Source organism: Bacteroidales bacterium (assembly GCA_016707785.1).
GTDB lineage: Bacteria > Bacteroidota > Bacteroidia > Bacteroidales > UBA4417 > UBA4417.
Genome location: JADJGZ010000046.1, coordinates 1 through 15528 on the forward strand (window position 1 = coordinate 1; position 15528 = coordinate 15528).

A 15528-nucleotide genomic window follows, 5' to 3' on the forward strand; every position below is an offset into this window, starting at 1 on the left:
GTATAACGTGCTTCTGCTGCTTTAAAGCTGCCTTCATTTTGCAAGCCCTCCTCATTGAAGGATTGACCGCTCCAAAACAGCAATCGGACACTATTCTTCAATTTACTATAACCTGCAACAGGGTTGCCTTCCAGGAACCATACCGGGTGGGCATGCCAGATCTTATTTTCAGCACCTGGCAGGTTCTTATTGATTTCGTTCATCAGTAAATTGCAGATGGCGCTGTCTTCGGGTGTTAACGCATCATTGTAAGCCTGGATGTCTTTATTCATCATATTTATCATATTTATCATGATAACCCCGGGTAGGGTGTTTGTCAATAAAGTAACAAAGAATATGGGTATAGTGTTCGGCTGAAGTTTTCACCGGTAATCATCTGAATCATAAAGAGGGAAATTCTTACTCCCTGAAAATTCCGGCAGTCGATTTACACAATTAAAAAAATGAAATGAACAATAAAAACGAACCGGCAATTTACTGGTGCCTGGCTTCAGTGCCTATATCTTACATTGGAATCCTTTCCACAATTGATCAAGGTTCTGCCAGTTTAAGTGCGGAAAAGATTTTGGTGACAACTGAAAAAATAGTATTGTTTTATTTGTTTCACTGCACGATCTCAGGTGAACTTTACAATGTAGAATGATAGTACCCTGATTCATATAATCCAACATTTCAATGGTTCCGGAAAAAGTCTCAGAATCCTCATTTTCAGCAGAAACTTTTTTGAAAGAGGTAAACACTTGCTGTGATTTATCCTCCATATTAACAGCACTACTTGAATTGGCTGATAATAACCCTGTGTAATAGGCTTTTAAATTCTCAGCTAGTATTTCAGCATTAAATAACGGTGATCCTTCAACATACCACAAAAAGGCATAGGTCCAATACTCTTCACTTGATACTTTTCCCCAACCCGGGCTAAAGCGTATATCTTCCACTCCCTTGTAAGGAATTTGTGGTGCAAAGCTGATAGGGATTAAGAATCGTTCGATGGTCCAATCCTTTGGTACCGGCAGTTCATATGGTGCCACCCACTTATGGACATCAAACTCTTGCTCAGTTTCTTGTCCGTGGATGCTTAATGCTAAAAAACCCAGTATAATGATTATGAGATATTTCATATTTCCAGTTTAAGCAATTACCATACTTAAACAAACACCAGGATGGATTATTGCCTTAAGGGAATAAAAAGAACCTGCCATACCAGATTATCCGGCTAATTAATGGTTCTGCCGAACAGGACTACTACTCTGATTCTTAACCTCAATGCAGTTTAAAACTGATTCCTGTAGTGATGGTAAAAGCATTGCCGGTAATTTTCAGGCCGGTGCTGTTTTCTGAAGGCTCAGTATCAATGATTCCGGTAAAATCCGGCTGTCCCTGTAACTCTAACAGGATACCCACCTTGCCCAGCTGATAAACAACACCTCCACCATAGGTCAACCCCAGTATCCATTTTTTTGATTCAGCAGGAACCATTTCATTATGATCTGACTGATACGCCAGGCGGTAATCGACCCTTGGGCCTAGTAAGGCGTAGAACCCGAACTTATTCAGATTATAAAAAGCTTTCAGCATAGGCGAAAGACACAGGTGGTGATAGCTGGTTTTATACGTTGTGTATGTACCATTTCCTTCCGGAAATTCCGGACTGGTATTCAGAACTGTGTAATGCATCCCTTTCTGGAAATAGCCCAGGTCGGTGGTGAAGCTTAGATAACGGGACTTTATAGCTCCGCGGAGAGAATACCGCAGAAACCTGCTTTGTAATCATATGCTGTCTCTTTAGAGATGGATTTGTACTTCCAGGTTTGGTTCGCCAGGGAGATACCAGCCTTAATACCCACACTCTCAAGCACCTGGGCTTGGGCAGAGGAAAGAATAAGTAAAACGAATGTGAATAAAGTAATTTTCTTCATAACAATAAATTTCTAAGTTTAAGAGTGACATACAAAGGATAATATTGAAGCATATATTGATTAAAATTATACAAAATATCACTTCTTAGTAAGAGAAGAATTCAAAACTCTTTGCTGGTTTATTCACATTCTAATTCCCTGAAGCGTTAGAATTGTAAATTCCTGAAGGCTGAATTCTTGAACTCTGGATTCTTGTATTCTGGATTCTTGAATTCTGGATTCTTGAATTCTTCATCTCCATTCAATAACCATTCTTATGTGAAATTTTAACATGCCTTTAATCATAACGCAAAAACCTGGAAACTTGTCCATTGGATTCGATACGTGAAATAGATTCCAAAAAACTCTTACTGTTATATTTTAGGATAAACTTCGTTTTCATCGCCCAGGTATCGCTTGAACCCGAATAATCAAATCTGTTTAATTCTGATAGCCGAAATTCTGAATCATAAATAAAAGAAAATCTCACTTTTTCATTCGTATTCCTGTTCGTCAATTCCATTTTAGCCAGGTGTGAAGAACCATCATAGTCATAGGTTACATTCACTTTATTATCTCCAAGATCAATGCTCTTTTCAACAATGGCATGGTTCTCATTATAAATGTATTTATTGGTTTGCCGTACCCCTTGCCGGAAAAGATTTTCCAAAATATAATTCTCAGCAGATATGTAAAGGGTGGAATCCTGAGCTACTTTTCTTTTGGAATATTTTTTAACCGATGTCAGCCGGTTAGCAGGATCATAAGTAAATTTTTCAGTGTAATCCACCCGGCGGGTATTCCTGGATTTGCTGTTGTTATATATTACCCGCGATAAAAGTAAGTTGTCGTTGTAATACTCATCTATTACCCTGTATTTCCGCTGGGAAGTGTTGTAAGTTGTTTTCCGCACAAGCGTATCAGAATAATCAAACTGTGTGATATAATTTCCCCGGCTATTGGTCATCACCAGCAGTTTTAATCGCTCATTACAGTATTTTGCTTCACGTCGGAAAGAGCCATCCATATTGGCGATTTCAATATTTGTGAGACTATCCGCTTTAGAGACCTTAAATGTCACCGATAAATGATCATTATAAAATGAATTGATTTGAAATTTTTCAGGATATAATGAAGATGAAAACACTAAAGGGATATTATTTTGAATTTCACGGGCTACGATTCCCTGGAATCCCAGATGATTCTGATCCTTTTTGGGCTTCTCCCTGAAGTATATCTCCTGGTCAGTATTCGTATACGTCCCATAAAAATACCATCCGGGCACTGCTACAAATACCGGGACAACCTTTTCGGTGGCGTCAAACATTTGTGATTGAACAATACTTTTCAATTCATTCCCGATGTATGACTGGGCATAGGCTTGAACTGCGAGAAAGAAATAAATAATTCCGAATATTACATGCTTCATGAGGTAAAGTTTATTACATACATATTAAAATATAACACTTGTAAATAAACCAGCAGAACTAAAAGATACCCGCTATTAAACTCCAATAGATCTCTCATAACCGATTCAAAGAGATGGTAATTAGCAAATGTTGCCTGTTTTCTTTGTACCAAGGGGATCTTAACTTAAAATTTTTATTAATTTTTTTGAAAGTAAAAACCTAAGGTATTTCTTTTATTTGGGTTTTTTTGATTTGACAGTGAAAAAATTCATTAAAACTTGGAATTAACCCCTACCTTAAACCTTAACACTATCATTCTTTTATTATCAAACCCCTCGATACTCCCAAAATACCATCTAACAAACTTCTTTGTAAAACTCCACTTTTCAACTGCCTGAATATATACAAAACCCTGAAAACACAGTTATGGGTCAGTATTCTTCTACCACCATGATCACTTGAGGTTCCAATCTGGTACCTCAAATCACTTCATTCCAGGTCACCACCGCCAGCCTCTTCCGTCCATCCATTTTAATGCTTACCGGCGAGGGAAAACGCACATGCCGGAAGAAGGTGGTACTATTGATAAGTTCCTGCTTCTTCAGGAATTCATAATCAATAAAACTGTTGCCCAATTCAGGCTGCACGGAGAAATACCCCACATTCATGGAGGTTACATTATGGAAGAAGTGGGAACCACTGCTGGCATCCAGGGGATAGCCTTCAAGACTGGTTTCTACAATCACCTTGGCATTACTGATCTGCGGCCAGTTCACAGGAATACCGATCCAGCGGTCGCGGGTGCCCCATCGGCCCGGACCTATCAGGACATATTTTCGGTTTTCCTTTTTCATCAGGGTATTGAGGGCATCAATCTCACGGGCCATATCTTCAGTCCTGCTCTTATCAAAAGTTTCGGTATCCACAAAAATCACATCCATTACGTCGCTGATCATTCCATTGCCCATCCCTTTATTTGATAGTAAGATCATAGAGTCGCGGCTGATCTCGGATAACTCCACATTATAGTCCTGCTCAGCACCAATGAGGGGCTTGATTTGAAGGAGGTAGAAGGTGGTCTTATAATCCGCATCACGGTTGAGGTCGATGGCAAATTCAATTTCCACCGGCGTACCCATCGCTTCCTTGACAATATCGAGCACGGTTTCAATGGTCTTGGCCATGGGCATATACTCATACTTCAGGATATTTGAGAAATTGATGATCCTGGGCCCGGGCGTGGTGATACCTGGGATGATACGCTGATTATCGGGATCATAAACTGAAGCCAGGTGTTTCATGGTTCCATGCCGTTCAGCTTCATCGATGTCCAGTTCCCTGAGGCCTGCCATTTCTCCGTCCAGGAGGTTCACCTCCTTTTTGGCCAGGTCCACCGCAATGAATTTTACCTGGGAGTTTTTAAACAGGTCCTTGGGACTGAAATTCTCAGTGGCCGGATATTTAGGTGAAAACCGATAGGCACTACCCCCATCTACCACGAACTTTCCAAGACCGAGTGCCGCCACTGCAAAACCTTCCTCAGGTTTCATGTGTCCAAATGGATAATAATTATAAGACTGTGCTACCCCGCTGATATGAGGATAATACACATCTTCAAATGTATTTCCCACAACCTCCTGGAGAACAATGGCCATCTTTTCCTCTTCCAGCTTATAATTGATGGCTTCAATATAACCGCGGGCTTCAGGAGAATAAACCGATGCATACACCAGCCGGATGGCATCCATCAGCTGCTTAAGCCTGACATTGATATCAGGGTGATTGTTTGGCAGCAGGTAAGTTTCGAAAATACCGGCAAAAGGCTGTGACAAGGAATCTTCAAACATCCCGGAAGAACGCACTGCCAGTGGCTTTTCGATTTGTTTGAGCAGCACCCTCAGCCTTCGGATCAGGGTATCGGTGAGGGAACCCTCGACAAATGCCCGCTTGATCTCATCGTAGGATTGGATGGTATTTACCTTATCGTATAATTTATTGCGTTCCATGAAATACTCAAACTCATCCGTCCCGATGATGGAAGTCTTGGGAGAACGGATGTTGATATTGGGCACATGGACAGAAAAATCGTAATTATAGATCAGGGAATTAATAAAGGCAAGTCCCCTGCCCTTTCCCCCCAATAAACCGGGAACCAGGCTTACCACATTATGTTCATCGGTAATGGCGGATTCCTCGAAGGGAATAATCTTCCCCATATTTTGTTCGTTGCGGAACTGCTGGATCACATCGAGCAGGTAAACGCGCAATTCCCCTGGACTCTGGAAGTCGGTAACCTTTTGCGGATTGATGATCCTTGCCACTTGTATCTCACCCCTGGCCATAAGCCAAAGGGAGAAATGGTCTTTCCGGGCATGATAGATCAGGGATTCGTCAGGGATGGTGCGCAACTGGTTCTCAAATTCCCTGAGTGATTTGGCCAGTGCTATCTGGTGGCCGTCCTTGTCGCGATAGATAAAGTTCCCGAAACCCAGGTAGTGCATAATGAAACTCTTGAAATCCTGGGAGAGGCTCTCGGAGTTCTTATCGATGAAGGTAGCCCTTAGTTCATAGGCCTGTGTGGCATTTTCCAGGTCCGACGACTGAATAATTGTGGGCAGGTCCCGAAGATTTTCCCTTACATAACTCACCAGTTTAAAGCCTGCATGTTCATCGGTTTTACCCCCTCTTTGAAATTTCACATCAGAGATAAGGCAAAGCATATAATCCTTATAATCATTGATAATATCCATGGCTTCCTCATAGTTGGCAGCCAGGAGGATCTTGGATCGGGCACGAAGGCGCAATACCTTATATAGTTCATCAGTGCTCACATCATCGATAATGCGGCGGGTCTGATCCATCACGATACCATATAATAAAGGAAGGTAGCGCGAATAGTATTGAGGACTGTCTTCCACCAGCAGGATGACACGTACCAGCCCGACTCTTGTGTCGTTATCTACATTTATCTGGTCTTCAAGAAGTTTGATCATGGCGAAGAACACTTTGCTTTCACCATTCCAAACGAAGATGCGGTCGATGGCACCGAATTTCTGCTTCTCACTGACGAAGAATTCCACATCCGTGTTATTGTTGAGGAGCATGAAGACCGGAATATACGGGAATGCTTGTTTGAGCTCCCTTGAGAGGGTGACCGGCATGCCCTTGTCAACACCCACCATAAAGATTACCAGGTCGAAATGCTTACTGTTCAGCTGTTCAAAAGCTTCTTCTGCTGAAGATACCCCTGTAATACGTGGGACAGAGGTAAGGCTAAGCTGGTGATATTCACCCAGCACATATTCCGAGAATCGCCCTTCCCGCTCGATGCTGTATGCGTCGTAAAGATTGGCTACCAGAAGAATCTCTTTTACCTTGAAAGGCATAAGGTCGTGGTAGATATCGCGGTTATAGTTATTCTTGTTGAGAAATCGTTGCAGGAGTTGCCGGCCGGGCAGGGTATCACCTTTAACAGGTTTTGCTGAACGTTGCTGAGGTTCGTCAAGTCTCGATTTCTTAAGGAGTTCCTTGGCAGCTACACTATTAAGGTAGCCGGCTATAGAGTTGGCCAGGTTAATGATGAGATGACGTTCTTCCTTTAAGAAAGGGCCTTCGTCGAGTTGGATGAATTCCTTGGTATAGAAGATATCTATATGGCCGCTGCGTCCGTCGATAATGTCGAAAGATTGCCTTTGCATCCACTTTGTGCGTGAATACCCGGGTGAGTGGTATTCCTTGCCATTGAAAGAGATGCTGCAGACAGTATATTCAGGGTATTGCCAGGCTGAGGGGAAAAGTTTGGCCAATTGCTGAAGTGTTTCATCAAGAGGTTTTCCTTCTTTCAGGATGTCAGTAGTTTGGTTGATTGCGGCTAATTCCTTGAGGCGTTCGGCACGTTCAAAAAGGAGGCGTTGAATTTCACGGGGATTCTGCAGGGCTTCTTCTTCGGTCATGGAAAGGGTATTATTAAGCGGTAATAAGTTTTTAAAAATACAGAAATATGACTTTGAATTGAATGTAAAATTGGAAGATTGGAGACTGTTTTTTAAAGAAGGAATAATAGCTCCCGGATTTTATCTCATTATGATTCAAAGTTTCAAGTTAAATATTTGTGTTTATTGTCATGTCAGTCAGCGATTTGCGTCTTGTGTCCCCGTTTGTTTGCTAAAATTGCATCCATTGGGGTACATTCATCTGGTACATGAATAAACGTCCAACGGATTCTTCATTCCAGGATCAACTTTCATCCGCCTCAGGCTGAACAGGATTAAGAATAATTTGTTCGGAAAATGGTTCCACTTTTCTAATCAGCTTTGCTTTGCAATCCTGACTATGAAATTCACTCCTGAATTTTTTTATAAGTCTAAATATTAAAAAGTCAAAGCCCATTTTTAAGTGTTTTACTGAATTTAATCAGCAAAACGCTTAATTAAAAAAAAAGTCCTGCAACTTCTTGTATTTCTTGATTTTACAGTTGTTACTGCAATAACAGAAAAACGCTAAAAATCATTGCGGTTCAATACAATATGTTTAATATTGCTGCGGAAATTAACGTTTACCCTAATACAATAACTAAACATTATCCATTATGTCAAACAGTATTATTGACCAGAAAGTCGATCAATTCATGGCAAAAGTTATTGCCAAGAATGCAGGTGAAGTTGAGTTTCACCAGGCAGTGAAAGAAGTAGTTTTATCACTGATGCCTTTTGTTGAAGAAAACCCAAAGTACAAGGGAATTCTTGAGCGTATGGTTGAACCCGAACGTGTTATCATGTTCCGCGTTCCCTGGCTGGACGACAAAGGAGAGTTCCAGATCAACCGTGGTTTCCGCATTGAAATGAACAGTGCCATAGGTCCTTACAAAGGGGGATTACGTTTCCACCCGACTGTAAATCTTGGCATCCTGAAGTTCCTGGCTTTCGAACAGGTACTGAAGAACAGCCTTACCACACTTCCTATGGGCGGTGGAAAAGGTGGATCTGATTTCGATCCTAAAGGAAAGAGTGACAATGAAGTAATGAAGTTCACCCAATCATTCATGTCTGAATTGCAGCGCCATATTGGTCCTGACACTGATGTTCCTGCAGGGGATATAGGTGTTGGTGGCCGTGAAATAGGCTTTATGTTTGGTCAGTACAAACGTCTCCGCAACGAGTTCACCGGCGTTCTTACCGGTAAAGGACTTGAGTGGGGTGGCAGTTTGATCCGTCCGGAAGCTACTGGTTATGGCTGTGTATATTTTGCTGAAGAAATGCTCAAGACCCGTGGAATGGACTTCAAGGGTAAAACTGTTGTTATTTCCGGTTCAGGTAATGTTGCACAATATGCTACTGAAAAAGTAAATCAACTTGGTGGTAAAGTGGTTACCCTCAGCGATTCCAATGGTTACATTTATGATCCAGCCGGTATTGATGCTGAAAAGCTGGCTTATGTAATGGAACTGAAGAACATCAAACGCGGACGTATCAGCGATTACGCTAAGAAATACAACTGCGAATTTGTTGAAGGTAAAACTCCATGGGGTGTTAAATGCGACATCGCACTTCCTTGTGCAACCCAGAATGAACTTAATGGTGACGATGCAAAGACACTGGTAGCTAATGGTTGCTTCTGCGTATCAGAAGGTGCCAATATGCCATCCACCATCGAAGCTGTTGACCATTTCATTGAAAAGAAAATCCTCTACGGTCCTGGTAAAGCTGCCAATGCCGGTGGTGTTGCCACTTCAGGACTCGAAATGAGCCAAAACAGTATGCGTCTTAGCTGGACCCGCGAACGCGTTGACCAGGAACTGCATACCATTATGGTAAACATTCATAACACCTGTATTAAACATGGTAAAGAAGGTGACTTCATCAATTACGTTAAGGGTGCCAATATCGGCGGTTTCGTAAAAGTTGCCGAAGCCATGATGGCACAGGGACTTGTGTAATTGAATGCAAAATGCAAAATGCAAAATGCAAAATGAAAAATGAAAAATGAAAAATACTATTTTGAATTTTAGTTTTTGCATTTAAAATTTTGAATTAAATAAGAAGGTCTGCGGTTCTGAAGAAATTCGGAAAGCAGACTTTCTCATTTTAAGTTGCGCCCCAGGTTCATTTGCTTTAAAGAATGAATACTCAAACAATCTCAAAACGTCTTACCTTTGACGTGGGAATACCAACTCAGTACCTTGGGGTTGTATTCTATCGGATACCCGGAATGAAGACCTTATTTACCGCACTTTTCCTTGTACTTCTGATGGCAGGAGCTTCAGCACAGTCGAGTCTGTTCGACGACAGTAAGGTATGTTCCATATTCATTGAGATTCCGGCAGATTCCCTTGAAGTGATTATGGACGATGTGCTGTCCGATCATTATTTTATGGCCCGCTTTATCTTTAATGACAGCCTCCAGCGCGACACACTTGAAAATGTAGGTTTTAGGTTGAGAGGAAATACTTCCCGGTATGCGCAGAAAAAATCCTTCAAAATTAGCTTCAATGAATATGTTCCCGGAAGAAGATACCAGGAGGTAAAGAAAATCAATCTGAATGGACAGCACAACGACCCTTCCATGATCAGGGAGAAGCTATTCTATGACACCTGGAAAAAAGCCGGATTACCTGAACGAAGGACGAGTTTTGTTAGGTTGTATATCAATAATTCCTATTACGGGGCTTATACCACCCTGGAGGAATATGATAAAGACTGGCTCGATCGTGTATTTGGGGAAAATGATGGCAATCTTTATAAATGTACTTATCCTGCTGACCTGGTTTATGAAGGAGATGATCAGGAAGACTATAAGAATATCGGAAGCGGAACTACAACAGGTGGAAGAGCCTATGACCTGCAAACCAATGAGACAGAGGATGATTACTCGGATCTGATGGCTTTGATCGCCACACTCAACCAAACAACTGATACCACATTCATAAGGCTGATCAGGGAAAAGCTGGATGTGGACATGGTACTGAAAGCCTTTGCAATGGACGTAGCTACTGGCAACTGGGATGATTACATGTATAATAAGAATAACTACTTCCTTTATCATGCAGCGGATGGGAAGTTCAAGTTCATAGCTTATGATACTGATAATACATTTGGAGTGGACTGGGTGAACCGCGACTGGGCTACACGCAATTGCCTGGACTGGCCAAGCCACGGGGAACCCCGCCCTTTAGCCACGAAATTGTTTGCCATACCTGAATTCTTTGCAAAGTACAAATCATATCTCGACACCATAGCCACTTATATCATCGAACCCGACTCAATATTTCCAAGGATTGAGTATTTACAAGAGATGATAACAGGAGCCGCTGTTGAAGATCAATACAGGTCACTTGATTTCGGGTATTCACTCAACGATTTCTTTAACAGCACAACCTTAACAATTGATGGGCATACTCCTTATGGAATTAAACCCTTTCTAAGCCTGAGGCAGGCAAAAATTATTGAGCAGCTGGGAACAAGTTCTGAGCCGGATGAGCAGGAAAAAGAAAATCTGACGATAACAGTCTATCCAAATCCTGCCGCAGAAGAGGTAAAAGTCAGATTAAAAGGATTAAAGCAGCCGGCAACGATCATGCTGTCAGATCTGAAGGGTAACAAACTTTCAGAATCGTCCTTGTCTGCCGGGAATAAAACCGTGCTATTGAAGTTATCCGGCTTACCTGTCGGGATTTACATGATAACCGTGGAAGTGAATGGAAAACAATATAGCAGGAAGGTATTACATCAATAATCTTTTTTTTGCTTCAAAACAGATCCATTCACGATTGCATTTATATGAAGCATCCATTGCCTGCTATCAGTTTATCCCGGTAATACAGAGCTTACACCGGAATCAATACTCAAAAGTACCACCTGGATTGTACCAGTCAAATTAAGAGAAATCATAACCAATACATCACTATGTCCCCAGCTGATTTAGCCAATGATATCAAGGAATACTGCATTGAAAATGCCAACCCGGCTTTGGTTGAGAAATACGCCCAACACTTTGGAAAAGATTTTGAAGCATATGGTCTTAGCCTTGAGCAAATCGAGGATGTAGTGATGAGCATACTGGATGAAGGGGCCGGGTATAAGCTAATCCGTGAAACCTGCCGGATTCTTGTCAGGAGCTCAAAATATGAAGAAACCAGCTTTGCCATCCTCCTGATGAAAGCCTTTGAAAAGAATTTTACTCCAAAGACTTTTGAAGAATTTCAGTTCTGGTTTATGTTTGGAGTCAAACACCTGGCTCATGCCGATGTGATTTGTGCTGAACTGCTGGTCCCTATGTGGAAGAATGGCCTAATTGGTTATGAGCAACTCGAAGAGTGGAAATCTTCAGGAAACAAAATGCAGCGAAGATCAATTCCCATTACCCTCAGTCATTTAATACGAGATATAAAGGATATCCCAGGTATATTGAAATTTGTTGAACCTCTTCTGAATGATGAATCTCCGGAGGTAATCCAGGGTATCGGCGGATTACTTTATGAATCGTGGAAAACAGAACCTCAGAATGTGCTCGGATACCTTGAAAAAACATCAAAGTCAGACGCTACACGGCTGGTGGCGGCAATGAGTGAACGAATGAGCAAAAAAGAAAAGCAGGAGTTCGGAGTGAATTGATAGAACACGCCTGCCTGCCGGCGAGGCAGGAATTACACGGATTTCAGCTTGAATTTTCACGAATAAATATTTTATTAAACTATTCCATTTAAATGACTGTTACAAAAAAGCCTCTTATTCTTGAAATTCCTTTTCAGATCACTTCTGCTGATACCGACATGGAAGCTCGATTGCGTCCGGGCGCCTTGCTGAATTTATTGATACAGGGTGCGATACAATCTGCAGAACTATTGGGATTAGGGTTCAGTAATCTCAGGAAGGAACAGTTATTTTGGGTTCTCAGCCGCATGCATGTGGAGATTCTCCGCCCGATGAAATGGCAAGAAACCGGAAAGGTTGAGACCTGGCCCAAGGATGTAGATGGTTTGCAATATGTGAGAGACTTTAGAATATTCGATCATAACAATGAAATGGTTGCATTGGCAACTTCAGTGTGGCTGGCTATTGATTTTCAATCTAAGCGGCCCAGGAAATATGAAGGGCTGGATGCCGATCTGCTTGATTCACTAAGGTTAAACCATGCTATTGAGGAACGCCCGGAAAAGCTTGCGGGCATCAACGAAGGATCGGAACAACTGATCCACCCCAGCTATTTTGACTTTGACCTGAATCGGCATGTAACCTCCACAAGGTATGTCGACTGGATGATGGACCAGTTGCCGGTTGAATTTGTCTCCCAATTCTATCCCGGCAAACTCACCATCAATTATATGAAGGAAACCCGTCCGGGAGAAACCATAAATCTCCGAACACAAATTCTTGAAAATCTTGCCAGCTTCGAAGGTTTTCACCATAGTACCTCTCAAACTTCATTCAGAGGAAAAATTGAGTTTCGTTGAGTAACCTATTCAGAAATTTTGCTATATTGTAACGTGATTCCTGAGAAGGAATTAACCGGTTCTAAACATATTCAAACCTTCAAAAGACCAAATACGCAGTTATGAATTTCGAATCATTTTTCAGTCTCACCTACGGGCTATATATCGTTTCATCATCCAATTCAAACAGCAAGAATGGGTACATAGCCAATACTGTATTCCAGGTAACAGCCGAACCACCTCAATTAGGGGTAAGCTGCAGCAAAAACAATCTTACCACCAGCCTGATAGCTGCCAGTGGCAAATTCAGTGTATCCGTATTAAAACAGCAGGCATCAGCTGAACTGATTGGTTTGTTTGGTTACAAAAGTGGCAGGGAGGCAGACAAATTCAAGTCGGTGCAGTTTGAAACCGGCAAAAGCGGGGTCCCCATCGTGACGCAGGATTCCGTTGCCTGGTTCGAATGTGAGGTAAGTGGACAGATCGATGTAGGCAGCCATATTATCTTTATTGGCAAGGTACTCGAATGTGAAATCCTTGATACAGAAACAACCCCGCTCACTTATACATGGTACAGGGAAGTGAAGAAAGGTTTGTCGCCAAAGAATGCCCCCACTTATGTGGATCCTGCCAAAGTTGAGCACAAACCCGAAGTTGCCAAATCCACCAATGGCAAACGATATCAATGCCTTGCTTGTAACTTCATTTACGATCCTGCGCTAGGTGATCCTGATGGTGGAATTCCTCCGGGAACCAACTTTGAAGATATTCCGGACGATTGGATGTGCCCGGTTTGTGGGGCAACAAAAGATATGTTTGAGGAATTGGTTTAATTAATCATTCGACGATTTGACAATTTGACAATTTGACAATTTGACAATTCGACAATTCGACAATTTGACAATTTGACAATTCCCGACGGGGAGCCTTCTGCTTGTGGATATAACACCCAATTTGGCAATATGACCTGTCCCCCTTTATTTTTAAAGGGGGTGTCAGCCTTTGGCTGACAGGGGATTATTATATGCTGCATAATATTGACATTGCTCATATAGGTTAAGCGGGCAGAGAGAGGCTTTCAGGAAGGACGTGGGTGAGTGTTCTTTTCACCTGGAAAAGAATATCTAACACTTAACACAGAATATTAAATGAAAAAGTAACTCAACTTATTGATTTAGAGTTTAGTGTTCGATATTAAGTGTTCTTTTCACCTGGAAAAGAATATCTAACACTTAACACAGAATATTAAATGAAAAAGTAACTCAACTTATTGATTTAGAGTTAGTGTTCGATAGTGCTTCAACGAGGAAATACCTCCCTGTTTAGAGTTTAGTGTTCGATATTGAGTGTTCTTTTCACCTGGAAAAGAATATCTAACACTTAACACAGAATAATAAATGAAAAAGTAATTCAACTTATTGATTTAGAGTTTAGTGTTCGATATTAAGTGTTCTTTTCAATGGAAAAGAATACTGACACTTAACACAGAATAATAAATGAAAAGTAATTCAACTTATTGATTCAGAGTTTAGTGTTCGAATTGGTGTGTTCTTTTTCGGGAAAAACACTTGATTAAGAAAAGTAATTCAACTTTTGATTTAGAGTTTAGTGTTCAAGGTCTTTTATGGGATACTAACACTACACAGAATAATAATGAAAGTAATTCAACTTATTGATTTAGAGTTTAGTGTTCGATATTGAGTGTTCTTTTTCCAATGGAAAAGAATATCTAACACTTAACAAGAAATATTAAATGAAAAAGTAAACTCAACTTATTGATTTAGAGTTTAGTGTTCGATATTGAGTGTTCTTTTTCAAATGGAAAAGAATATCTAACACTTAACACAGAATATTAAATGAAAAAGTAATTCAACTTATTGATTTAGAGTTTAGTGTTCGATATTGAGTGTTCTTTTTCACATGGAAAAGAATATCTAACACTTAACACAGAATATTAAATGAAAAAGTAACTCAACTTAAATGTGCAGGCTACTTCAGATTCTCCCAGTACCAGGCAATAGCCTTCTGAAGGCCTTGCTTTACTGAAAACTGCGGATTATACCCAAGCAATTGACGGGCCCTGTCGATGCTGGCATGTGAATGCGGTATATCTCCGGGACGCTCTGAAACATAAAGGGGTTCGATGGCAGATATTCCCGGATCGAATACTGAAAGATTATCCCTGAGGATATAATAAAGGTCATTCAGTGAGATCCTGTCACCAAACGCTATATTATAGACATTGTTTACCACATTTTCACCCTGGCTTACAGCAGCAGCCTGGTTGGCATGAATCACATTTTCGACAAAGGTGAAGTCGCGGGACTGGTTTCCATCTCCAAAAATTTCCGGACGTTCATGGTTGATAAGAGCCTTTACAAACCTGGGGATCACAGCAGCATATTCTCCATTGGGATCCTGTTGCTTCCCAAAAACATTAAAATACCTGAGTCCAACCACTTCCATTCCATACAGGCTGGCAAAAACGCCTGCATATAATTCATTCACTTTTTTTTGTAATAGCATATGGAGAGAGAGGCTTTCCAGTTTCATCCTCCACCTTTGGCAACCCTTTATGATCGCCATAAACTGATGAGCTGCTGGCATAGACGAATCTTTTCACTCCTGCATCCCTAGCAGCTACAAGCATATTCAGAAATCCTGAAATATTTACAGCATTCGTGGTCACAGGGTCTTTTACCGACCTTGGTACTGATCCTAAGGCTGCCTGATGGAGGACGTATTCTACACCTTCAACTGCTTTGCGACAATCTTCCGCATTTCGGATATCACC

Annotated in this window: 11 protein-coding genes and 1 pseudogene; 5 read left to right on the forward strand and 7 right to left on the reverse strand. The window is 41.3% G+C overall.

Annotation, left to right across the window (positions count from 1 at the left end; translation table 11 throughout):
- From IPH84_17500 to IPH84_17525, 6 genes are all read right to left on the reverse strand, one after another.
- On the reverse strand, nt 1-272 hold a 272-nt coding region (locus tag IPH84_17500; GenBank protein ID MBK7174973.1), incomplete at its 3' end, for a DUF1801 domain-containing protein.
- A gap of 225 nt (nt 273-497) precedes the next feature.
- On the reverse strand, nt 498-1121 hold the full coding sequence (locus IPH84_17505; protein ID MBK7174974.1) for a hypothetical protein: 624 nt from the start codon (nt 1119-1121) through the stop codon (nt 498-500).
- 142 nt (nt 1122-1263) lie between these two features.
- Complete coding sequence (locus IPH84_17510) at nt 1264-1677, reverse strand: hypothetical protein (GenBank protein MBK7174975.1); 414 nt, start codon at nt 1675-1677, stop codon at nt 1264-1266.
- Between the two features lie 50 nt (nt 1678-1727).
- The gene (locus IPH84_17515) at nt 1728-1919 is read right to left on the reverse strand and encodes a hypothetical protein (GenBank protein ID MBK7174976.1); all 192 of its coding nucleotides are present in this window, start codon (nt 1917-1919) and stop codon (nt 1728-1730) included.
- Nucleotides 1920-2196: 277 nt separating this feature from the next.
- Nucleotides 2197-3327, reverse strand: a complete 1131-nt coding sequence (locus IPH84_17520; protein MBK7174977.1) for a hypothetical protein — start codon at nt 3325-3327, stop codon at nt 2197-2199.
- A 459-nt stretch (nt 3328-3786) separates the two neighbouring features.
- On the reverse strand, nt 3787-6693 hold the full coding sequence (locus tag IPH84_17525) for a pyruvate, phosphate dikinase (GenBank protein ID MBK7174978.1): 2907 nt from the start codon (nt 6691-6693) through the stop codon (nt 3787-3789).
- A 1202-nt stretch (nt 6694-7895) separates the two neighbouring features.
- Here IPH84_17525 and gdhA point away from each other — a divergent pair.
- From gdhA to IPH84_17550, 5 genes are all read left to right on the forward strand, one after another.
- The gene (gene gdhA / locus IPH84_17530; GenBank protein MBK7174979.1) at nt 7896-9242 is read left to right on the forward strand and encodes an NADP-specific glutamate dehydrogenase; all 1347 of its coding nucleotides are present in this window, start codon (nt 7896-7898) and stop codon (nt 9240-9242) included.
- A 182-nt stretch (nt 9243-9424) separates the two neighbouring features.
- On the forward strand, nt 9425-11038 hold the full coding sequence (locus IPH84_17535; GenBank protein MBK7174980.1) for a CotH kinase family protein: 1614 nt from the start codon (nt 9425-9427) through the stop codon (nt 11036-11038).
- A 170-nt stretch (nt 11039-11208) separates the two neighbouring features.
- Entirely contained in the window at nt 11209-11916 is a 708-nt protein-coding gene (locus IPH84_17540; protein MBK7174981.1) for a DNA alkylation repair protein, read from the forward strand.
- Nucleotides 11917-12008: 92 nt separating this feature from the next.
- On the forward strand, nt 12009-12755 hold the full coding sequence (locus IPH84_17545; GenBank protein MBK7174982.1) for a hypothetical protein: 747 nt from the start codon (nt 12009-12011) through the stop codon (nt 12753-12755).
- Nucleotides 12756-12856: 101 nt separating this feature from the next.
- The gene (locus IPH84_17550; GenBank protein MBK7174983.1) at nt 12857-13567 is read left to right on the forward strand and encodes a flavin reductase; all 711 of its coding nucleotides are present in this window, start codon (nt 12857-12859) and stop codon (nt 13565-13567) included.
- 1156 nt (nt 13568-14723) lie between these two features.
- On the opposite strand, the pseudogene IPH84_17555 reads toward IPH84_17550, so the two are convergent.
- A pseudogene (locus tag IPH84_17555) lies at nt 14724-15528 on the reverse strand (NAD-dependent epimerase/dehydratase family protein).